The 20,903-nt window shown below is 64.1% G+C and carries 16 protein-coding genes; 9 read left to right on the top strand and 7 right to left on the bottom strand.

From position 1 onward, the window contains the following. The first annotated feature begins 7 nt into the window (after positions 1-7). From HU772_RS00295 to HU772_RS00280, 4 genes are all read left to right on the top strand, one after another. The gene (locus tag HU772_RS00295) at positions 8-1,423 is read left to right on the top strand and encodes an HlyD family type I secretion periplasmic adaptor subunit (protein ID WP_186652770.1); all 1,416 of its coding nucleotides are present in this window, start codon (positions 8-10) and stop codon (positions 1,421-1,423) included. A gap of 25 nt (positions 1,424-1,448) precedes the next feature. Beyond that, positions 1,449-1,943, top strand: coding sequence for a hypothetical protein (locus tag HU772_RS00290; protein WP_186652771.1), 495 nt, complete (start codon positions 1,449-1,451; stop codon positions 1,941-1,943). A gap of 50 nt (positions 1,944-1,993) precedes the next feature. Beyond that, a complete protein-coding gene (locus tag HU772_RS00285; protein WP_186652773.1) occupies positions 1,994-2,515 on the top strand; it encodes a hypothetical protein in 522 nt (173 codons plus the stop codon). Positions 2,516-3,106: 591 nt separating this feature from the next. Then, complete coding sequence (locus tag HU772_RS00280) at positions 3,107-9,514, top strand: SPM autocatalytic domain-containing protein (protein ID WP_186652775.1); 6,408 nt, start codon at positions 3,107-3,109, stop codon at positions 9,512-9,514. Between the two features lie 47 nt (positions 9,515-9,561). Here HU772_RS00280 and HU772_RS00275 read toward each other — a convergent pair whose 3' ends face one another. The 4 genes from HU772_RS00275 to prlC all read right to left on the bottom strand — a co-directional run bounded on the left by HU772_RS00275 (position 9,562) and on the right by prlC (position 15,194). Next, a complete protein-coding gene (locus HU772_RS00275) occupies positions 9,562-10,620 on the bottom strand; it encodes a PA0069 family radical SAM protein (protein ID WP_186652777.1) in 1,059 nt (352 codons plus the stop codon). Between the two features lie 66 nt (positions 10,621-10,686). Further along, positions 10,687-12,696 carry a M3 family metallopeptidase gene (locus HU772_RS00270; RefSeq protein ID WP_186652779.1) on the bottom strand — a complete coding sequence of 670 codons (2,010 nt, stop codon included), beginning with the start codon at positions 12,694-12,696 and terminating at the stop codon, positions 10,687-10,689. 132 nt (positions 12,697-12,828) lie between these two features. Then, entirely contained in the window at positions 12,829-13,110 is a 282-nt protein-coding gene (locus HU772_RS00265) for a YheV family putative zinc ribbon protein (RefSeq protein ID WP_186652781.1), read from the bottom strand. After that, positions 13,107-15,194 carry an oligopeptidase A gene (gene prlC / locus HU772_RS00260; protein WP_186652782.1) on the bottom strand — a complete coding sequence of 696 codons (2,088 nt, stop codon included), beginning with the start codon at positions 15,192-15,194 and terminating at the stop codon, positions 13,107-13,109. Before prlC ends, HU772_RS00265 begins: the two co-directional genes overlap by 4 nt. Positions 15,195-15,260: 66 nt before the next feature. On the opposite strand from prlC, the gene HU772_RS00255 reads away from it, so the two are divergent. Together HU772_RS00255 and HU772_RS00250 are read left to right on the top strand one after the other, a co-directional pair. Then, entirely contained in the window at positions 15,261-15,809 is a 549-nt protein-coding gene (locus HU772_RS00255) for a gamma carbonic anhydrase family protein (RefSeq protein ID WP_186652784.1), read from the top strand. A gap of 101 nt (positions 15,810-15,910) precedes the next feature. After that, positions 15,911-16,561, top strand: coding sequence for an HAD family hydrolase (locus HU772_RS00250; RefSeq protein ID WP_186652786.1), 651 nt, complete (start codon positions 15,911-15,913; stop codon positions 16,559-16,561). A 114-nt stretch (positions 16,562-16,675) separates the two neighbouring features. Here HU772_RS00250 and HU772_RS00245 read toward each other — a convergent pair whose 3' ends face one another. Beyond that, a complete protein-coding gene (locus HU772_RS00245) occupies positions 16,676-17,746 on the bottom strand; it encodes an aminopeptidase (RefSeq protein ID WP_186652787.1) in 1,071 nt (356 codons plus the stop codon). 88 nt (positions 17,747-17,834) lie between these two features. On the opposite strand from HU772_RS00245, the gene HU772_RS00240 reads away from it, so the two are divergent. Continuing rightward, the gene (locus HU772_RS00240) at positions 17,835-18,254 is read left to right on the top strand and encodes a PA0061/PA0062 family lipoprotein (RefSeq protein WP_186652788.1); all 420 of its coding nucleotides are present in this window, start codon (positions 17,835-17,837) and stop codon (positions 18,252-18,254) included. A gap of 55 nt (positions 18,255-18,309) precedes the next feature. Then, positions 18,310-18,723: a PA0061/PA0062 family lipoprotein gene (locus tag HU772_RS00235; RefSeq protein ID WP_186652789.1), complete on the top strand. Its 414-nt coding sequence runs from the start codon at positions 18,310-18,312 to the stop codon at positions 18,721-18,723. A gap of 145 nt (positions 18,724-18,868) precedes the next feature. Here the strand turns inward: HU772_RS00235 and HU772_RS00230 are convergent, their stop codons facing one another. Then, positions 18,869-19,102: a DUF1161 domain-containing protein gene (locus tag HU772_RS00230; protein ID WP_186652791.1), complete on the bottom strand. Its 234-nt coding sequence runs from the start codon at positions 19,100-19,102 to the stop codon at positions 18,869-18,871. Between the two features lie 75 nt (positions 19,103-19,177). Continuing rightward, a complete protein-coding gene (locus HU772_RS00225; protein ID WP_186652792.1) occupies positions 19,178-19,603 on the bottom strand; it encodes an OsmC family protein in 426 nt (141 codons plus the stop codon). A gap of 152 nt (positions 19,604-19,755) precedes the next feature. Here HU772_RS00225 and HU772_RS00220 point away from each other — a divergent pair, with 152 nt between their 5' ends. Next, positions 19,756-20,760 (top strand): LLM class flavin-dependent oxidoreductase, encoded by a 1,005-nt coding sequence (locus HU772_RS00220; protein ID WP_186652793.1) that lies wholly within the window; start codon positions 19,756-19,758, stop codon positions 20,758-20,760. Positions 20,761-20,903 lie beyond the last annotated feature (143 nt).

Genomic DNA, 20,903 nt, shown 5'->3' with positions numbered 1-20,903 from the left:
AGAGGCCATGTCCGCCTATTCCAGCCTCTGGCAGCGCTACCGCGAGGCCTGGCAGCACGCCTGGCGCCAGCGCAAGGCGCTTGACGCGCCGTTGCGCGCCGCCCACGAAATCGAGTTCCTGCCGGCCGCCCTGGCCCTGCAGGAACGGCCACCGCACCCGGCACCACGGGTGTTCGTCTGGAGCATCATGGGCTTTGCCGCCCTGGCCTTGCTGTGGGCCTGCCTCGGTCATATCGACGTGGTCGCGGTGGCCACGGGCAAAGTGGTGCCGAGCGGGCGCACAAAGCTGGTCCAGCCCAGCGAGACTGCGGTGGTCAAGGCCATCCACGTCAGCGATGGCCAACGGGTGAAGGCCGGAGAGTTGCTGCTCGAACTCGACCCGACCACCGCCGACGCCGAGGTGCGCCGCAGCGAGAGCGAACTGCTCGCCGCGCGCATCGACGTGGCGCGCAGCAGCGCCATGCTCCAGGCCATTGCCAGCGGCCAGCCACCCCATGGGCTGCAAGGCGACATCGAACAGGCCGATGCCCAGCAGGTGCAGGATGCCGAACGCTGGCTGCAAGGCCAGTACCAGGAATATCGCAACAGCCTCGACCAGGTCGATGCCGAGATCCAGCAGCGTGGCGCCGAGATCCAGGCCGCCCAGGTGCAGGTGGCGAGCCTGCGCAAGACCCTGCCCATCGCCACCCAGCTGGCCCAGGACTACCAGAACCTGCTGGCGCAGCAGTACGTGGCCCGCCACGAATACCTCGACAAGGAACAGGCCCGCCTCGACCTGGAGCGCCAGCTGCAGGTGCAGCAAGCCAGCGTGCTGCAGTCGACCGCCGCGCAGTCAGAGGCCCGCCGCCGCCGCGAAGGCGTGGTGGCCCAGGCCAGGCGCAGCCTGCTCGACCTGCAGCAGACCGCCGGACAGAAGGTCGCCAGCCTGCGCCAGGAACTGGCCAAGGCGCGCTACCAGGAAGCCCGCACGCAACTGCTGGCCCCGGTCGACGGCACCGTCCAGCAGCTGGCGGTGCATACGGTTGGCGGCGTGGTCACCCCTGCCCAGGCGTTGATGGTCATCGTGCCCGGTGACCAGCCGGTGGAGGTCGAGGCACTGCTGGAGAACAAGGACGTCGGCTTCGTCCAGGTCGGCCAAGCCGTGACGGTCAAGGTCGAGACCTTCACCTACACCCGCTACGGCACGGTACAGGGCGAAGTGCTGAGCGTGTCACGCGACGCCATCGAGGACGAACGCCGCGGGTTGGTGTACAGCAGCCGCATCCGCCTGGCCAGCGACCACCTGCAGGTCAACGGCCAGGCCGTGGCGCTGACGCCGGGCATGGCGGTGAGCGCCGAGATCAAGACCGATCAGCGGACGGTGATCGATTACTTCCTGAGTCCGTTGCAACAGCATGCGCAAGAAAGTTTGCGGGAACGGTAATGCCATCGAAAAGGAATTAAAGGACATGAAGTTTATGAAGCAACTGTCAGCCACGCTGATGAGTTTCTTGTTTCAATCCGTCGAATCCGCCTGGGCACTGGAGAATGATCCCCGATCTTCACGGGCGCTGCAGCGTAGCAATGCCAATGAACAATACCGACGCAGCGAACGCTGCAGACGCCCGTGGATCGCAATGACCACGAGTTCTTCCTTGGCATGGGAAGCACCGGAAATCGTGGGTCACCCCGATGTCAGGGTGAGAATTGTAGAGGCCGACGATAGACCGTTGAAAGTACTTGATGAGATTGGCTCTGACCGATTTACAGGCTCCGACGGAAATACGGTGCAGGTCAAAGTAAATCAACACAATCGAATAGCGTATCGACGCTTCCATGAATACGCCGTCAGTTATCAGTACTCAAGCGAATGCTCAGATTTCAAAACGCAGGATGCCAACGTATTGAGATTCCTTGAAAGCTTATTTCTAGATGGCGGAAGTCCTGCTGTACAGGATCGCTAAATTGCCCAGCTGCACATCAACGGCATGTGCTAACCACCAGAGCCTGCACAATGATCAGTCGTCTGCCACTTTTTCTTCTAACGCTTATCTGCAGCCAGGCCAGCTTGGGCTGCGTGCTACACGATTCGCGATCAGAGGCTATTTACAGATTAAACTTGACCGCTGCTGAGTGCCGCACGATTGAATATATTGACGGAAGAATAATATCTATTCGCCTTGGCTACCCTCTAGCGAAAGCAGTAGATCACTCATGGAAAGGGGAAGTGATAGAGCTTCAACTCTATTACGTCTCAGACCACTATGACCTTGGCGCGTTGATTAACGATGAAACATTTTTGCGCCATGACGAGGAATACGATGTCTACCGCGTATTCAACGAAGAAAAGTATGTATTCCATGGCAGTGACAGCGCACACGTAATTGTTTCTAAAGTAGGACACACATGGTTCGCGCAGCGCATGCAGAAAGGAGTTCTGATCATTTACCAGTACAATGAAAAACATAACAAACTCAAGGAAATGGATGAGTTTATTCGACACTTCGTCGAGCCCATCCTCGCACACAGGGATTAATGCATGAACACAGTAAACCTTTCCAGCGACCAGTTGGCCGAACTAAAGCGGCTCACCGACGCTGGAAAATATCCAGACATGTATCTTTATTTGAGAGCAGCTGTCGAGGCAGAAAACGCAAAAACCCTTGACCCAAAACTTAAAGAGGACCTCACCATTGCGGCAAACTGGCTGAGTAGCGCCAGCTCAATCAATGCCAATGACGGTTCGAAATTTAGTGAAATTGTACGCGGCTCCATGGTCTTTGCAGCAGCCAGTAAAGGACGGCCGCTCTCGGATGCTGAGTTTCAGAAAGCGTCTGACCAGTTGGCTCGTCATGTTTCAGAACGGATTATCCAAGAGCGTGGTTTTCCCGAAGTAGCTGAAATTATCAGGGCTGACGTGAAGTCGGCAGTTTTCGGGTTGCAGCTAGAAAGCTGGAACTGGGCTGGCACTATCGCCGACGAACTCCCCATCGGCATGTGGGGCCTTGGGCGCGACTTCGTGCAAGTCCCAGGAGAGGGCGTAGAGCGGGCAAAGAAAATCACCATTGCCGTCATGCAGAATGTCGCAGGCCTCAGCCGGTATTTGTTCAGTTCCACGGAGCTGGACATGCTTCCTACCTGGAAGTATGTACGAGAGCTGGAACGCTACGCCGCCGATAATCGCTATAAAGTCTTCCAGTGGTTCGGCGCCGGCGAAGACACCCCCACCCAGCCTGACGCCAACCAGTCGATCCAGATCCACATCGACGCCTCGCCCAAGCCGCAACAGCGCGTCCAGGGCGAAGACCAGGCACGCCAGGACGTAAGCAACGGCTATGTGCAGAACGCCGCGACCCACAACGTGTTCGCCCTCGGCGGCATTCTCAACAAGACCGACTTCGCCTCCACGCAGATGGCCAGCCTGACCTCCGGCGGCATCCGCCCTGGCGAAATGCAACTGGACCCGAACGCCCGCCCCAACAGCCACCTGTCGAAGTTCTACCTCGACCAGCCGAGCACCAGCGGTTTCGATTTCAGCCTGCGCAACGCGGTGACCCTCAACGGCCTGTCGGCCATGACCACCCGCAACACCTACGTCGACCCACTGCTGCTCGACCTGGGCGGCGAAGGCGTGCGCATGACCGACCTGAGCGACGCCGTGCTGTTCGACACCGACCACAGCGGCACGCTCAAGCGCAGTGCCTGGGCCGACCGCAAGACCGGCATGCTGGTGATCGACGACGGCAGCGGCCAGGTCAAGGACGTCAGCCAGATGTTCTCCGAGTACTACAAGGGCAAGGCCGGGGTGAACGGCGCGGCGGGCGAGGCCCGCTTCAAGGACGGCTTCGCCGCGCTGGCCAGCGAGGATGGCAATGGCGATGGCATCATCGATGCCCGCGACCCGATCTGGAACCAGCTGCGCGTCTGGGTAGACGCCAGCCATGACGCCCGCGTCGACGGCGGCGAACTGAAGACCCTGACCGAACTGGGCATCACCCAGATCAACGTGCGCGCCGCCAGTACACCTGGCGAGAGCCGCGATGGCAGCCGCGTGCTGGCCCGGGGTTCGTTCGTCATCGGTGGCAACACCCGCGAGGCGCTGGCGGTGGACTTCCTCGGCGACCCGGTGAGCAGTACCACCACCCGCCAAGGCAATGGCCTGCGCGTAACCTCCAGCAGCGATGGCGCCACGACCACGGCCTACAGCAGCACCAGCACCCAAGGCGAACACCTGGACGCCACGGCGCTGGGGGTGAACAACCTGTACGGCGGCAGCGGCGATGACCGCCTCACCGCGAGCGCCAGCGGCAGCTGGCTGGTCGGCGGTGGCGGCAGCAATACGTACGTCGGGGGTGCCGGCGACGATGTCTTCGTCATCAGCGCCAGCGACAACCCACAGAACATCCAGGGCAATGGCGGCCGCGACACAGCGCTGATCGTCGGCGACCAGGGCGTCGAGCTGAACATGGCCAAGGCTGGGCTGACCATCGCCCAGGGCGGTCGCGGCGACGACGTGATCCGCAGTGGCGGTGGCGCCGGTGTGTTCATCAAGGGCGGGGAGGGCAATGCCACCCTGATCGGCGGCGCCGGCAACGACGTGCTGGTCGGCGGCAGCGGCCACAACACCTTGATCGGGGGCAGCGGCAAGGCGGTGATCTACGCCGGGCCCAACGGCGACCTGATCTACGCCTCGGCAGGGGGCAGCATCATCCACGCCGGTGGCGGCAACGATGTGATCCACGGTGGAGCCGGTGACGATGTGATCGAGGTCGGCCACGGCAACGCTCGGATCGACGGCGGCGCCGGCACCAACCTGGTCAGCCTGCACGGCAAGTACGGCGAGTACCGCATCACCCACACCAGCAACGGCTACCAGGTGGCCGACAACCTGGCCGGGCGCGACGGCACCGTGCAACTGCGCAACATCCACAAGCTCAACTTCGCCGACATTTCCGCCGTGGACCTGTCGCAACCCAATGCCATGCCAGTGGCCGACGTACTGCGCCAGGACAAGGACGGCCAGCGCTTTGACCGCAACCGCAGCCACCTGATCGCCGCCTCCAGCCTGCTGGCCAACGACCTGCTGCTCGGCAGCCAGGGTGGCCTGCGCATCGACAACATCGGCGATGCCACTGGCGGCTCGGTCAGCCTCACCGCCCAAGGTGACGTGCTGTTCACCCCGCTGGCCGGCTACACCGGCATGATGGGCTTCAAGTACGGCATCATCGACGCCCAGGGCAACAAGTCGGCCTCGGTGGTCGACCTGGGCAGCGGCCAGACCGCCCCCATGCGCGCCAGCGTGACCCTGCTCGACGCCGGCATGCCAAACGACCCGCTGGCCGCGCAGCAGTGGTACCTGAGCGACACCAACGTGCTGCCGGTATGGCAGGACTACACCGGCAAGGGCGTGCGCATCGCCATGTTCGAGCCCGGTGGCGAGTTCGCCACGGCGCCGGAAATCTTCGACATCCAGCACCCCGACCTGGCCGCCAACGTCGACCAGGCCTGGCTCAAGACCCAGCGCGACAAGGGCGTGCTGCCAGAGCTGGCCTCCAACCACGCGACCATGGTCGCCGGGGTGATGGTGGCCGGGCGCAACGACCAGGGCGGCGTGGGCGTGGCCTATGACGCCAAGCTCAGCGGCTTCTACCTGGCCAACAAGGGCGACGACCTGACCGGCCTGGGCAACATGGTCAACTACGATGTCGCCAACCACAGCTGGGGCTTCCAGAACGACTTCGCCATCAGCAACCTGCAGAACGGCGCCATCGACACCGCCAGCGCCCTGGCGGCCAACGCCCGCTATGCCGCGCACAATGGCCGCGGCGGCCTGGGCACGGTGATCGTCACCGCAGGCGGCAACCAGCGCGCCCACGGCGGCAGCGCCCAAGGCTCGCTGACCAACAACAACCGCTTCTCGATCGAAGTCGGCGCGATCAACGCCCAGGGCGACCTGTCGACCCTGCAGATCGGCTCGACGCCGTTCTCCAACCCCGGCGCCAGCCTGCTGGTCTCGGCCCCGGGCAGCAACGTGCTGTCCACCAGCCGCCTGGTGGAGACCGAGCGCGGCTCGACCTTCGGCAACGACTACACCAGCATGCAAGGCACCAGCTTCGCCGCGCCGATCGTCTCCGGCGTGGCCGCGCTGATGCTCGAAGCCAACCCCAACCTGGGCTACCGGGATGTGCAGCAGATCCTGGCGCTGTCGGCCCGTCGTGTTAATGACAGTGCTACCCGCTGGGACGACAACGGCGCGCGCAACTGGAACGGCGGCGGCATGCACACCAGCCACGACTACGGCTTCGGCGAAGTGGACGCCCGCGCCGCGGTGCGCCTGGCCGAAAGCTGGATGACCCGCAGCACCGGCGCCGACGAAAGCGTGTTCAGCGCCAGCAGCGGTGCCCTGGGCAAGACCCTGGCCGGTGGCGGCAGCCTGAGCAGCTCGGTGCAGATGGATGCCGGGCTGAACGTCGAGCACGTGGAAATCGACCTGGATGCCAGCGTCGGCCGCCTTGGCGACCTCACGGTCACCCTGGTATCGCCCGACGGCACCCGCAGCATCCTGCTCGACCGCACCGGCAAAGTGCCGCAAGGCATGGCCGGGGCCAGCGACAGCGACGTCGGCAGCACACGCTCCGGCGCCTTCAAGTACAGCTTCATGAGCACCCGCGACTGGGGCGAACGCTCGGCCGGCACCTGGACCCTCGAGGTCAAGGACGCCAGCAACGGCCAGCCGGTGACCCTCAACAACTGGGCCCTGCGCCTGTATGGCAGCAAGGCCGGCGCGGACGACACCTACTTCTACACCGACGAGTACCTCAAGGCGGTGCAGGGCCAGGCCAATCGCGCAGTGCTCGACGACGCCGGCAACGGCACCGCGGGCGGGCGCAACACCCTCAACGCAGCGGCGGTCAGCGGCGATGTCCAGGTCAACCTGGCCACCGGCGTGGCCAGCATCGGCGGCGCGGCGCTGACCTTGCGCAACCCGAACAGCGTGCACAACCTCATCAGCGGTGACGGCAACGACACCCTGGTGGCCGGCAACGCCGATGCCCTGCTCGATGGCGGCCGGGGCAACAACAGCCTGACCGGCGGCAGCGGCAAGGACTTCTTCGTGGTCCATCGCCGCGAGGGTGGCCAGGATACCCTGCACCGCTTCGAAGCGGCGAAAGGGGAGGTCATCGACCTGGTCGGTTTCACCGGCAAGTCCTTCGCCGACCTGGCCCTGCAGCAGCAGGGCGCGGATGTCCGCGTCGACCTGGGCAACGGCCAGCACATCCTGCTGAGCGGGCAGTCGCTGGGCAACATCAGCGCGGCGAACTTCCAGTTCCAGGACCGCTTCGTCGCCCCGGCCAACTATGTCGACAGCAGCCGGCCGAACGTCGACACCAGCACCGTCGCCGGCACCGTGGTGCTCAACGGTGGCGCCCAGGGCGTAAGCATGAGCAGCGGTGCCGACGGGCAATTGGTCGCCGCGCTGGCGGGCAAGGTCTACAGCCACGACAGCGCCACCTCGGACCGCTTCGTCATCAGCCACCAGCTCAATGCCAGTGACTATCGCAACGCCTTGCGCGGCTTCCGCCATGGCATCGACAAGATCGACCTGAGCCAGGTCGGCGTCACTCGCTTCGACGAGCTGAACATCGTCCAGAAGAACCGCGGCACCATCAACGGCCTGTCGCAGATCCACGGAGTGGAATTGAACACCAGCGTGCTGCGTGGCGCCGGCCAGCCGGTCAACCTGGTCTACCTCGATGCCATCGAAGTGGCCCAGCTGGATGCCAACGACTTTATCTTCGCCAGCACCCACCTGCCGGTGGAGACCGGCCAACCCGCGCTGCCGCCAACCCGCCTGCCAGGGATCGACCTGTCGCTGCCGGACCGGGTCAAGCCCATCGAGATCCCCGACCGGCTCACGCCGATCATCGAACGGCCTGATATCAAGATTCCCGATACCCGGGTTCCGGACTTCAGCATTCCGGATCACCGGATCCCGGATCTGAACGACCTGCTCAATCGCGGCACGGACGACTGGCGCAAGCGCTTCGATGACCAGCCGAGCGTACCGACCCGTCCAGTCGAGATTCCTGACATCCGGCCAACGCCCATCGAAATCCCGGAGGTCAGAATCCCTGACCGGCCTGCGATCGACCTGCGCCCAAGCACCGACGTCGCGGCGATCCTCGAAGAAGCGCGGCGCCGACACGAGCAGATCATGGCGGACATCACACGTGACCGCTTCGAGCGCGAGCCGGTGACAGTGCCGGAGATCAAGCCGACGGTCATTGACCACCGCGACTTCGAGGTCAAGCGCCCCACGTCCTCCGACACCACCCCGACACCGAAGCCACAGGCCAGCGCCTCACCGGCCCAGGCCTATCAGTTGATCGTCGCCGGCCAGGCTTGGAGCGCGGGCTCCTTGGGCGGGCTGTTCGGCAGGGAGCTGAAAGACCAGGCACCGGTTTACCAGGTCAGCCTGGCCGACGGCTCACCGCTACCAGCCTGGATGAGCTTCGACTCGGCCCAGGCGTCGCTGACGGGGACACCCCAGGCCGGACTCGCCGGCAACTTCGACATCAGGGTGAACGCCGGCAGCGAAGCCAGCGCCATGCTGCACCTGATCGTCCAGCCGACAGTGTTGACCGTGCCGACGTTCGACAGCGTCACCCTGGCCGACGACCAGTACGCGGTGAACCTGAGCAATTCGTTCACCAAGGTCACCGCCAACGGCGGTCGTCACCTGGCGCTGCTTGGTAGCGGGGCCCAAGCCACCCTGCTGGGCAAGGACGACCAGCAGGTCTTCGCCACTGGCTCGCGGGCCGAGGTCACGCTGGGCGATGGCAACAACACGGTCAAGGGAGGGGTCGACACGTTGGTGGTCGGCCATGGCGACAACCTCATCGAAAGCACCGGTTCATCCTCCAACTTCACCCTGGGCAATGGCCGCAACACCGTCTCGGGCAAGCTCGACAAGCTGGTGGCCGGCAACGGCGACAACCATATCGAAAGCTCGGGCTCGTTCGCCGAAATCACCCTGGGCAATGGCGGCAACACGGTCAAGGGCGAGTTCCGCAAGCTGGTGGTCGGCGATGGCGACAACCGCATCGAGACGTCGTCTTCGTTCGCCAGCATCACGTTGGGCAAAGGCCACAACAACGTCGTGGTCGCAGGCAACATGGCCGATGTGCAAGTCGGCGAAGGCCGTACCGAGCTTGCATTCCGGGGCTCCATGAGCACCTTGAGCTTCGGCAAGCCCGTGCTGCCCGAACAGCTGTGGTTCCAGCATCAGGGCGATGACCTGCTGATCAGCCGTCTCGGCAGTGAGCAGCAGGTGACCCTGCATGACTGGTACGCCAGCTCGCCTGCGCGGGTCCGCGATATCGTGGCGGGTAACGGCCAGCACTTGTCGGACCGCAATGTCGAGCAGCTGGTCCAGGCCATGGCGGCATTCGCGCCGCCCGGCGCGACCACCAGCAGCTTTAACGCGGCGCAGGCGCAGGCCTTGCAGCCGGTGCTGGCCGCCAACTGGCGCTGACGCCTGGCACCTGGAGGCTTGCGAGCCTCCAGGTGACGGCATCCAGATCAAAACAATGCCATCTGCCCGCCTGGCGGGCAGAAGGCGCTGCAATCCAGCGCCAACCCCTCCCGCCCTTCGAACCCCAGCCGCCTGACCGCCTTGCGAAAGCGCTGCGCCAGCAGCTCGGCAAACACCCCTTCACCGCGCATCCGCGCCCCAAAGCGGCTGTCATACAGCTCGCCGCCCCGGCTCTGGCGGATCAGGCTCAGCACATGCGCCGCCCGCTGCGGATAGTGATCGTGCAGCCACTGCTCGAACAACGGCGCCACCTCCAACGGCAAGCGCAGCATCATGTACGCCGCGCTCTGCGCGCCGGCCTCCTTCGCCGCCTCCAACAGGCGCTCCAGTTCGCTGTCATTGATCATCGGGATCATCGGCGAACACAGCACGCCCACCGGAACGCCGGCTTCACGCAGCACGCGGATCGCCCGCAGGCGCGCCTTGGGTGCCGCCGCGCGGGGCTCCAGGGTGCGCTTGAGCTCGTCGTCGAGGGTGGTAAGGCTGATCATCACCCGCACCAGTCGCTGGCTCGCCAGTTCGCGGATGAGATCGAGGTCGCGCAGTATCAGCGAGCCCTTGGTGACAATGGTGACCGGGTGGCGGTAGCGCAGCAGCACTTCGAGCAGACGCCGGGTGAGCTGGTGCTCGCGCTCGATGGGCTGGTAGGGGTCGGTATTGGACCCGAGGTTGATCGGCGCGCACACGTAGCCCGGTTTGCTCAGTTGCTGCTCGAGCACCTCGGCGGCGTTGGTCTTGGCGATCAGCTTGGTTTCGAAATCGAGGCCGGGGGAGAGGTCCCAGTAAGCGTGGCTGGGGCGGGCATAGCAGTAGATGCAGCCATGCTCGCAACCGCGGTAGGGATTGATGGAACGGTCAAAGGGAAGGTCGGGGGAGGTGTTGCGGGCGATGATGGTCTTGGCCGTCTCGATCCGCACCTCGGTACCCTGGGTGACCGGGACTTCCTGCTGCCAGCCGTCATCCTCCACCACCGACAGGCGTGGGGCGAAGCGGTTGTGCGGATTGTGAACCGTGCCACGGCCTCGTTGTGGTGCTGGCGGAATCATGGGATACACCCCGTACTGTTTATACATACAGTACAAGGTGCTCACCCGAACGGCCAGCGCCTTCGGTCAGCTCAGCCCATGCCAGGCGAGGAACGCTTCAAGGTCAGGCTCACGGCCGAGGAACCCACGCATGCCCGCGCGCAACGGTTGGGCCGCTCCGCTGTCGAGCAGGGCCGCCTGCAAGGCCGCGCCGGTGGCGCGATCCTGAAGACCCGCGTGCTGGAAACGGGTGAACAGATCGCAGGCATGCACGTCCGACCATACGTAGGCGTAGTACCCCGCGTCGTAATAACCCAGTAGATGCTCGAAGGCATGCGCCGGATGCTCATGCTCCTCCAACGGCCAGTAACCACAACGCTCACGCGCTTCGCTCAGGCGCTGACGCACGCTTCTACCGTCATTGGGCGTGGCATGCAGATCGAGGTCGAACAAGGCCAGGGCAAGGTCGTTGACGGTCTTGTCGAGCGCCTCGCCGCGCAAGCTGGCCAGCAATGCCTGCGCCTGCTCGCGCTGGAGTGGGTGACCGTCGTCCTTGTGCGCCGAGATACTCGCCAGATAATCCGCATCCCATGCCCAACGCTCGAACAACTTGCTGAATACTTCGACCCCGTCCGCGCCAAGGTTGCTTACCCCCGAGGCTACATGGTTGGTGGTACGCACCAGCAGATGATGCATGGCGTGGCCAAACTCATGGAACAGCTTGAGCAGCTGGGTATGGCCCAGTAGGGCAGGGCTGCCCTGCGGGGTGTCGCTGAAAGCCACCACCACGCTCGGGTGGAAACGGCCCTCCGCATCGACGCGGCGGTTATGGATGTAACGGGTGGCCACCAGGTCGGGCTGCTTGCCGGCATACTGCTCGGCATCCAGGTAGAAATAACCCACCAACGCATGGTCGAGCCAGACTTCGAAAGCCCTGACACTTGGATGCCAGACCGCCATTGTGCCGGGCGATGCAGGCGCGACGAGCCTCAGCCCAAACAACTTGTGCACCAGGTCGCCCAGCGCCTCGATCACCTTTGGCAGGGGGAAGAACTCGCGAAAGGCATCCAGCGTGGGCAGTTGCCGGGCCTGGCGCTCAAGGGTCTGCACATAGCGCCGATCCCAGGGTTGCAAAGTATCGAGGCCGTGCTGGCCCGCCAACATCCGCAGTGCCTCGCGCCGCTGGATCATCAGCGGCCGCATGCGTGCCGCCAGGTCATGCAGGAAGCGTCGTACCTGCTCGCTATCGCCCGCGCTTTTGCCGCGCAAGCTCAGCGCTGGGTAGTCGCTGAAACCTAGCAGGTGGGCCTTCTTTTCACGCTCGATAGCCAAATTGAGCAGGTGAGTGCCATTGTCCTGCTGCACATCGGCGTTGACACCCCGCTGATGGTGACGGCGGTAGACCGACTCGCGCAGGCTGCGATCGCCAGCTTGATCGAGCAACGCCTCGGTCGAGGCAATATCTGAACCTATCAGCCAGCCCGACTTGCCATTTTGCCTGGCCTGTTCCGCCAACTCATTGCGCAATCTGGCTGGGAGCCCCACCAGCAAAGCTTCCTCGCTGACAGAGGTGCCTTCCAGTTGCATGTTCTCGGCAAAACTGTCGGCGATTTCCAGGATTTTTCCGTTTATCTGCGCAAGCGTCTGCTTGCCTGCCTCATCCAACTGCGCCCCGTGCCTGATGAAGGCCTCGCTGTACCACTGCAAGGTGGCACGCTCATGGGCATCGAGGTTCATGCCCATCCGCTCTGCCAGCTTGTGGTACAGGTCGCGCAACACTGAGCTGGCCAGTTTTTCATCGAAACGGGTGAGCAATTGCCCATAGCACTCGTTGATCAGGTTCGCCCAATCCTCGCCTTTGTAGGTCAGCGGCGAAGCCGCCAATAGCACAGCATTGAGCTGGGCATCCAGCTCATCAATCGCCAGCACCAGGTCATCCCAAGTCGGCAACTCACGTTGCTGCTCGATGATCCGGGCAATGCCATCGCGATGAGCCGCGAGCGCATGGGCGAAGGCCTCGTGGGCGTTATCCAGGGTCACCGCGCCATAGTCGATCGGCGTGGCGCTGGGTTGCAGGAGGGGGTTAACGGAAGACATAGGAAGCATCTCGCTCAGTTGAAGGACTGGCGAGCATGGACGGCCACCTGGCACTGGGGACGTTGATTAGCTACCACCCAGAGCGGCGGGGGGCGTGCGGCCCGGCAATGACACCCGGGCCGCACAACGCCTCTATTCGGCCGGTTTCTTCAGCTTCGGATTAGGGAAGAACTGCACCGCCTGCACCTTGGCCGGCGCCGCCTTGGGCGCCAGGTGGTTGACCCGGGTGCCCAGCTCCGAGGGCACCGACAATCCCTGCTCGTTCAGGGTATCGGTGAACCCGCAGGCCACGCACTCGCGGTGCGGCACGCCGTCCTCGTTCCACATCATCAGCTTGTCCATCTCGCTGCACGCCGGGCATACCGCCCCGGCGATGAAGCGACGTTTGCTCTTGCTCACGGCTACCTCGCTCATGCCGCCGCGTCCTCGGTGAGGCCGCTGTGGCGCAACAATGCATCGATGGAAGGCTCACGGCCACGGAAGTCGACGAACAGCACCATCGGCTCGCGGGAACCGCCACGGGCCAGGATGGCCTCGCGGAAGGCGCGGCCAGTCTCGGCGTTGAGCACGCCTTCTTCCTCGAAACGGGAGAAAGCGTCGGCCGACAGCACTTCGGCCCACTTGTAGCTGTAGTAACCCGCCGCGTAACCGCCGGCGAAGATGTGCGCGAAGCTGTTGGGGAAGCGGTTGTAGGCCGGCGGACGCATCACCGAGACCTCATCGCGCACGCCCTCGAGCACCTGCAGCACGCTGCGGCCATCGCCGTGGGTAGCGTGCAGCTCGAAGTCGAACAGCGAGAACTCCAGCTGGCGCACCATCATCATGCCGGACTGGAAGTTCTTCGCCGCCAACATCTTGTCCAGCAAGTCCTGGGGCAGCGGTTCGCCGGTTTCGTAGTGGCCGGAGATCAGCGCCAGGCCTTCCGGCTCCCAGCACCAGTTCTCCATGAACTGGCTCGGCAGCTCCACCGCGTCCCAGGCCACGCCGTTGATGCCGGATACGCCGGCATGCTCGATGCGGGTCAGCAGGTGGTGCAGGCCATGGCCGAACTCGTGGAACAGGGTGGTGACTTCGTCGTGGGTCAGCAGCGCAGGCTTGCCGGGGGTGGCCGGGGTGAAGTTGCACACCAGGTTGGCCACCGGGCTCTGCAGCGCGCCGGCGGCGGTGCGGCGATGATCACGGGCGCCGTCCATCCAGGCGCCGCCACGCTTGTTGGCGCGGGCATAGAGGTCGAAGAAGAAGCGGCCGACATGCTGGCCGTTTTCCTTGATCTCGAACAGGCGCACGTCTGGGTGCCAGCTGTCGAAGCCCTTGAGCTCGGCGATTTCGATGCCGTACAGGCGCTGGACGATGGCGAACAGGCCGGTCAGTACCTTGTCGATCGGGAAATACGCGCGCAGGGCTTCCTGCGACACGCTGTAGCGCTGCTCGCGCAGCTTCTCGCCGAAGTAGCCGGCGTCCCAGCTGGCCAGCTCGGCGGTGCCCTGCTCGGCGGCGTAAGCCTTGAGCTGCTCCAGGTCCTGGGCGGCGAACGGCTTGGAACGCTTGGCCAGGTCACGCAGGAAGCTCAGCACCTGGTCGCTGGACTCGGCCATCTTGGTGGCCAGGCTCAGTTCGGCGAAATTCAGGTAGCCCAGCAGCTTGGCCAACTCCTGGCGCAGGTCGAGGATCTCTGCCATCACCGGGCCGTTGTCGAACTGGCCAGCGTTCGGGCCCTGGTCGGAGGCACGGGTGCAGTAGGCGGCGTACAGCTCTTCGCGCAGGGCGCGGTCGTCGGCGTAGGTCATCACCGCGTAGTAGCTGGGGAACTCCAGGGTGATCAGCCAGCCGTCGAGGCCCTTGGCCTGGGCGGCGGCGGCCATCTGCGCCTTGGCCGAGTCGGTCAGGCCGGCGAGGGCGGCCTCGTCGGTGACGTGCTTGCTCCAGGCCTGGGTGGCGTCGAGCAGCTGGTTGGAGAAACGGCTGCCCAGCTCGCTGAGCTTGCTCTGCACTTCGGCATAGCGCTGCTGCTTGTCGGCCGGCAGGTCGATACCCGACAGGCGGAAGTCGCGCAGGGCGTGGTCGATGATGGTCTTCTGCGCCACATCGAAGCCAGCGGCCTCAGGGCTGGCAGCCAGAGCTTCATAGGCTTCGAACAGGGCGCGGTTCTGGCCCAGTTCGGTGGAGTAGGCGCTCAGGGCCGGCAGGCACGACTCGTAGGCCTCGCGCAGCTCCTGGCTGTTGCACACCGCGTTGAGGTGGCTGACCGGGCTCCAGGCGGCGCCCAGGCGGTCGTTGAGTTCGTCCATGGCCAGCACCAGGCCGGCCCAGGTTGGGTTCTTGCCCTGCTGTTCGAGGATCTCGGCGATGGCCTTGCGGTTGTCGGCGAGGATCTGCTCGATCGCCGGCAGCACATGCTCGGCGCGGATTGCCGAGAAGGGCGGCAGATCATGGGACTGCAGCAGCGGGTTGTTCGTACTCACGGTTCGGGTACCTTGGCAGGAGAAACACGGGACCATCTTAATTACAATCGACGCCGACCGCAGCAGGCAGCCTGCCTATCGGCATTGCAGAGGAACACTATCATGGCCCTCCGGACCTTCCAGCAACACACGCCGAAAGTGGGAGCACGGGCCTTCGTCGACCGCTCGGCGGTGGTCATCGGCGACGTCGAGATCGGCGAGGACAGCTCGATCTGGCCGCTGACCGTGGTGCGCGGCGACATGCATCGCATCCGCATCGGCGCGCGCACCAGCGTGCAGGACGGCAGCGTGCTGCACATCACCCACGCCGGGCTGTTCAACCCAGATGGCTTCCCGCTGATCATAGGCGACGAGGTGACCATCGGTCACAAGGTCATGCTGCATGGCTGTACCCTGGGCAATCGCATCCTGGTTGGCATGGGCAGCACCATCATGGACGGCGCCATCGTCGAGGACGAGGTGATCATCGGCGCTGGCAGCCTGGTGCCGCCGGGCAAGCGCCTGGTCAGTGGCTACCTGTACATGGGCAGCCCGGTGAAGCAAGTGCGCCTGCTGAGCGAGCAGGAACATGCCTTCTTCCCCTACAGCGCCGGCAACTACGTGAAGCTCAAGGACCAGCACCTGGCCGAAGGCTACGACCAACCGCAATGACGCATTCGCGGGTAAACCCGCTCCCACAGGGCCTGCACACAGCCTGTGGGAGCGGGTTTACCGGCGAAGCAATCGACCCAGAATTCGAGCGGAACCACTCCATGCACCAGCAGAACATCCTCTTCGACCTCGACGGCACCCTGACCGACCCTCGCGAGGGCATCACCCGTTCGATCCAGTACGCCCTGGCCAAGCTGGGCATCGACGAGCCCGACCTCGCTCGCCTCGAACACTTCATCGGCCCGCCCTTGCTCCAGGCCTTCATGCAGTTCTATGACTTCGACGAGGCCAAGGCGTGGGAGGCGGTGAACTTCTATCGCGAGCGCTTCAAGATCACCGGGCTGTACGAGAACCTGCTGTTCGACGGCGTGCCAGAGCTGCTGCAGGCACTCAACAGCCAAGGCCGCACACTGTACATCGCCACGTCCAAACCTTGGGAATACGCCCGCGAGATCGCCCGGCACTTCGCCTTCGACCACCACTTCAAGGTGATCTACGGCAGCGAGCTGGATGGCACCCGCACCAACAAGGTCGAGCTGATTCGCCACCTGCTGGATGAAGAAGGGCTGGACCCGGCACAGACCCTGATGATCGGTGACCGCAAGCATGACCTGATTGGTGCGCGCAGCAATGGCCTGCAAGCAGTGGCGGTAGGCTATGGGTTCGGTAGCCGGGAGGAACTCGAGGCCGAGGCGCCGGCGTACCATTTCGAGACGCTGGCTGAGCTGCATCAGGCGTTCATCAGAGGCTGACAGGTATCGGGGCTGCTTTGCAGCCCTTCGCGGGCAAGCCCGCTCCCACAGGTCGAGCGTTGTCACTGTGGGAGCGGGCTTGCCCGTGAGGGACCGCAAAGCGGCCCCTTTATCTCAAGGCCTTGCCATCAACCGTCCAAGCGCCAGCTTGCGCTGTTCAATCGGTATCCGCCCCAGCGCCTCGACCCGCTGATAGAACCGTGCCCAATCTCCGCCAACTTCCTTGAACAGCTGCGAAAACGCCGGCACCCACTGGTCATACAGGCCGAACGGCAGCAGCTTGGCATTGTTCAACGGTGCATAGATCCAGGCATCGAAGCGCCGGTCCCCTGCCCAGTCCCGATCCCGCACCTGGCAGTATTCCCGGCGCAGCCGTTCGAACTCGGCCTGCTTGGCCACCCGCTTGCCCGGCTCATCCAACGGCCCGGCATAGATCGCCTGCAACCGCTCGCGGCTGGCCAGCACCAGCCGGGTGAACTGTTCGCGCTGCCTGGCGCCCGCGTCCTCGATGGCTGCCAACCCGCGCGCGGCACGCCATTGCCGCGTACCCTCCTGTTCGACGAACGAGGCGAACGACTCGTTGAACTCGGTATCGTCCTGCACGTAGAAGCGCTGGTGCGCCAGCTCATGGAAGATCACCGTGGCCAGGCGCTCATCACCCCAGCCGGCCATGGTCGACAGGATCGGATCGTCGAACCAGCCCAGGGTCGAGTACGCCTCCACGCCGCCCACATAGACATCCAGCCCTTCCTCGCGCATCAACGCCGCCGCGCCGCGGGCCGCGCCCTGCCGGTAATAACCGCGATAGGCCACGCAGCCGGCGATGGGGAAGCAATGGGTCACCGGCTGCAATGACAGCTCAGGGGTGGCGAACACATTCCACACCACATACGGGCGCCCCAGATCGGCGTAGACCCGGTAACTGCCGTTGTCCGGCAACCGCAGCTGCGCGCTGGCGAACGCCCGGGCCTTTTCGGCGAACAGCAGGCGCTGGCGCAGCTCCAGACTAGTGGAGGGATCCTCAATCACCCGATCCAGCGGTTGGCGCGCCCGCAACAGCTGCCACTGCCCCTCTGCCAGCTGGCCGTAGTAGCCCACGCTGGAACAACCGCCCAGCAGAACGCCCAGCGCCACGGGAACCAACCGGGTGAAAACGCAGTCCAGAGCCCGACGGCTGCAGCGCATGAAAAGAAAAAGTCCAAACATCGAGGCTGTCTATCTCGCTCGTCGGCCGAATGCGACCAAGACTATCTCGCCAAGGGGAAGCTTCGCCATGCGTACACTGCTGTTTGCCGCCGGCACGCTCGTGCTGTTGTCCGGTTGTGCCTCCTTCCTGCCCCGCGCCGACCCGAACCAGGCCTGGATCGACCTGGCCCCGGGTGACAACGACTCGCTGCACGCCCTGCAGGTCGATGAGCGCGACTGGGCCGACACCCGTTATTTCGAGGTGCAGCCCGGCAATCATGAGCTGACCGTGCGCTACCAGTTCGCCGTGATGCCCAGCAATATCGGCCCGGTGGACGAGCCGTTATGGCGCGACTGCCAGCTCAATCTCAGCTACAAGCACTTCACCGCCGGGCAACGCTATCAGCTGCAGGCGGGCAGCATCGGCTTCCGCCCCTGGATCAAGCTCTACGACCAGCAGCAAAAACTCATCGGCCAGGGCGAACCCGCAGGCTGCCAACGCACCTGAACCTCGCGAACGGCGCTATGCTTGTTACCTGTGAACCGCGAGCGGGAGTTTCGCCATGCGCCAGCCCATGATGCTGATGGCCCTCAGTGCCCTGGGGGCATGCGCCAGCCCCTTGCCACCGGTCGATCCAGGCAAGGCCTGGGTTGATCTCTACACCATCACGCCCGGCAGAACCATCATGGCCGACCGCCTGGACGGCCAGCGCCTGGACGACGGGCGCTATTTCCAGGTGACGCCCGGCAAGCATGAACTGGTGGTGCGCTTCGACTACGAGATCTACTCGGGTGGTTTCAGTACCGACCCCACCGAGCGGACCTGCTACCTCACCGTGCGCTACAACGACTTCAAGGCCGGCCAACGTTATCGTCTGGAGGCGCGAGCCCCGGCGATGCAGCCACAGGTGCTGCTGTACGACGCCAATCGCACGGTGGTGGTCAACGAACCAAGCAACGTGACCTGCATTCCCTAAGACTCACAGCCATTCGCCTGAGCGGCCTTGTGTCGCGATAGGGGCGCGTAGCGGCCCCAGGATTTCAGCATCAAACAAAAATCGCCGGGGCTGCTGCGCAGCCCATCGCGACACAAGGCCGCTCCTACAGTGGTGGAGGCCGGCCTTACCTATCGTTCTTCTGGTAGATGACCTTCTTCGTGCCGCCATCGCAGCTGCCCACGATCATGTTCTGATCGCGGACTTCGCTGTTAGGCACGATCTCCAGCGTGTAGGAGGTCACCCCGCGCGCCTGAATCTTCGCTTCGATCTCGGCCTTAAGTTCCTCGCACGGCTTGGGCACGGCCAGTGCGGCGGTGGCCAGCAGGGAAACCAGCACACCCATTGCTACGCGGATCATGGAACGGCTCCTGAGACAGGGCAGACGCGCTGCCAACGCTGTTTAGACTACAGGAAACCGCCGCCGTTGCGCCGCCTAGGAAAGCAGAGTGGCGTCCAGGCTGATGGTCGCGTTCAACACCTTGGAGACCGGGCAACCCGCCTTGGCCTTGTTGGCGATCTCCTGGAACTGCGCCTCACTGGCACCTGGCACTGCGGCCTTGAGTGTGAGGTGCACAGCGGTAATGGCAAAGCCATCAGCCTGCTTGTCGAGACTCACTTCGGCTAAAGTATCGACACGCTCCGGGGTGAACCCCGCCTCGCCCAGCATCATCGACAGCGCCATCGAGAAGCACCCGGCATGGGCGGCGCCGATCAGCTCCTCCGGGTTGGTCCCGGGGCTGCCCTCGAAACGGGTGTTGAAGCCGTATGGCGCCTGCTTGAGCGCGCCGCTTTCAGTGGATATATGGCCTTTGCCGTCCTTCAGACTACCTTGCCAGACCGCCGATGCTGTCTTTTTCATGCTGCCTCCCGGACATGGGTTGGGTATGTAAAGTTCTGAGGACTGGGCTTGCATCAAGTTCAGATCAATCTGCAGGCAGGCATTGAATCCGCCGAATATGCCCATACAGAGTCCGCAAGGCCCTTGGCCAACCACCTGATGCGGAGGCTCCAATGACGCACCTGCGAGACCTGAAGATTTCTACCCTCGACCTGGTGCCGGTGCGCGCCGATGGCGGCCCGGCGCAAGCGCTGCGCAACTCGCTGGACCTGGCCCAGCACGTCGAGCGCTTCGGCTACAACCGCTTCTGGGTGGCCGAACACCACAACATGGACGGTATCGCCAGCTCGGCCACCGCGGTGCTGATCGGCTACCTGGCCGGTGGCACCTCGCGCATCCGCGTCGGCTCCGGCGGAGTAATGCTGCCCAACCATGCGCCGCTGGTGATCGCCGAGCAGTTCGGCACCCTGGCCAGCCTGTACCCAGGTCGTATAGACCTAGGCCTGGGCCGTGCCCCCGGTTCCGACCAGATGACCGCCCGCGCCCTGCGCCGTGAACGCTCTGGTAGTGCCGACGACTTCCCCGACGATGTCGAGGAACTGTCGCGCTACCTCGGCCCACGTACAGATGATCAAAAAGTGATCGCCGTGCCCGGCCATGACACCGAGGTGCCAATGTGGCTGCTCGGCTCCAGCCTGTTCAGCGCCCAGTTGGCCGGCATGCGCGGCATGCCCTATGCGTTTGCCTCACATTTCGCGCCACGCTACATGCACGAAGCGATCCGCATCTACCGAGACCATTTCAAGCCTTCGACGACGCTGGACAAGCCTTATGTGATGCTCGGCATTCCGATGGTGGTGGCCGAGACCGACGAGAAGGCCGACTACCTGGCGACCTCGGTGTACCAGCGCATCCTCGCGCTGATCCGTGGCCAGAGCCTGATGCAGCGCCCGCCGGTCGAGAGCATGAATGGGCTGTGGCTGCCCCATGAGCGCGATGCGGTGAGCAGCTTCTTGGGCCTGGCGATGATCGGCAGCCCGCAGAAGGTGCGGGCGAAAGTGGAGGTGCTGCTGGAGCAGACCGGGGCGGATGAGCTGATCTTCACCAGCGACCTGTATGAACATGCCGACCGGATCAGGTCCTATGAGCTGATGGCGCAGGCGCTCAAGACCGAGTGAGCCTCATTCGCGGGTAAACCCGCTCCCACAGCGACCGCGCTAGCTTTAGCAGTTGAGCAGGGCAGTTGCTCCCATAGGTGCACCACTGACCTTGATAGCAGTGCAAAACCTGAGGGAGCGGGCTTGCCCGCGAAGAATCCAGC

The organism is Pseudomonas xantholysinigenes (genome assembly GCF_014268885.2).
Taxonomy (GTDB): domain Bacteria; phylum Pseudomonadota; class Gammaproteobacteria; order Pseudomonadales; family Pseudomonadaceae; genus Aquipseudomonas; species Aquipseudomonas xantholysinigenes.
This window is presented reverse-complemented; position numbering and strand designations above follow the sequence as displayed.

What these genes read in the sequence shown, in the direction of transcription:
- HU772_RS00275 (WP_186652777.1), bottom strand. Translation starts at nt 10,620, where the DNA reads ATGATTCCGCCAGCACCACAACGAGGCCGTGGCACGGTTCACAATCCG.
- HU772_RS00235 (WP_186652789.1), top strand. Translation starts at nt 18,310, where the DNA reads ATGCGCCAGCCCATGATGCTGATGGCCCTCAGTGCCCTGGGGGCATGC.
- HU772_RS00255 (WP_186652784.1), top strand. Translation starts at nt 15,261, where the DNA reads ATGGCCCTCCGGACCTTCCAGCAACACACGCCGAAAGTGGGAGCACGG.
- HU772_RS00245 (WP_186652787.1), bottom strand. Translation starts at nt 17,746, where the DNA reads ATGCGCTGCAGCCGTCGGGCTCTGGACTGCGTTTTCACCCGGTTGGTT.
- HU772_RS00285 (WP_186652773.1), top strand. Translation starts at nt 1,994, where the DNA reads ATGATCAGTCGTCTGCCACTTTTTCTTCTAACGCTTATCTGCAGCCAG.
- prlC (WP_186652782.1), bottom strand. Translation starts at nt 15,194, where the DNA reads ATGGTCCCGTGTTTCTCCTGCCAAGGTACCCGAACCGTGAGTACGAAC.
- HU772_RS00220 (WP_186652793.1), top strand. Translation starts at nt 19,756, where the DNA reads ATGACGCACCTGCGAGACCTGAAGATTTCTACCCTCGACCTGGTGCCG.
- HU772_RS00225 (WP_186652792.1), bottom strand. Translation starts at nt 19,603, where the DNA reads ATGAAAAAGACAGCATCGGCGGTCTGGCAAGGTAGTCTGAAGGACGGC.
- HU772_RS00290 (WP_186652771.1), top strand. Translation starts at nt 1,449, where the DNA reads ATGAAGTTTATGAAGCAACTGTCAGCCACGCTGATGAGTTTCTTGTTT.
- HU772_RS00295 (WP_186652770.1), top strand. Translation starts at nt 8, where the DNA reads ATGTCCGCCTATTCCAGCCTCTGGCAGCGCTACCGCGAGGCCTGGCAG.
- HU772_RS00265 (WP_186652781.1), bottom strand. Translation starts at nt 13,110, where the DNA reads ATGAGCGAGGTAGCCGTGAGCAAGAGCAAACGTCGCTTCATCGCCGGG.
- HU772_RS00240 (WP_186652788.1), top strand. Translation starts at nt 17,835, where the DNA reads ATGCGTACACTGCTGTTTGCCGCCGGCACGCTCGTGCTGTTGTCCGGT.
- HU772_RS00250 (WP_186652786.1), top strand. Translation starts at nt 15,911, where the DNA reads ATGCACCAGCAGAACATCCTCTTCGACCTCGACGGCACCCTGACCGAC.
- HU772_RS00230 (WP_186652791.1), bottom strand. Translation starts at nt 19,102, where the DNA reads ATGATCCGCGTAGCAATGGGTGTGCTGGTTTCCCTGCTGGCCACCGCC.
- HU772_RS00280 (WP_186652775.1), top strand. Translation starts at nt 3,107, where the DNA reads ATGCTTCCTACCTGGAAGTATGTACGAGAGCTGGAACGCTACGCCGCC.
- HU772_RS00270 (WP_186652779.1), bottom strand. Translation starts at nt 12,696, where the DNA reads ATGTCTTCCGTTAACCCCCTCCTGCAACCCAGCGCCACGCCGATCGAC.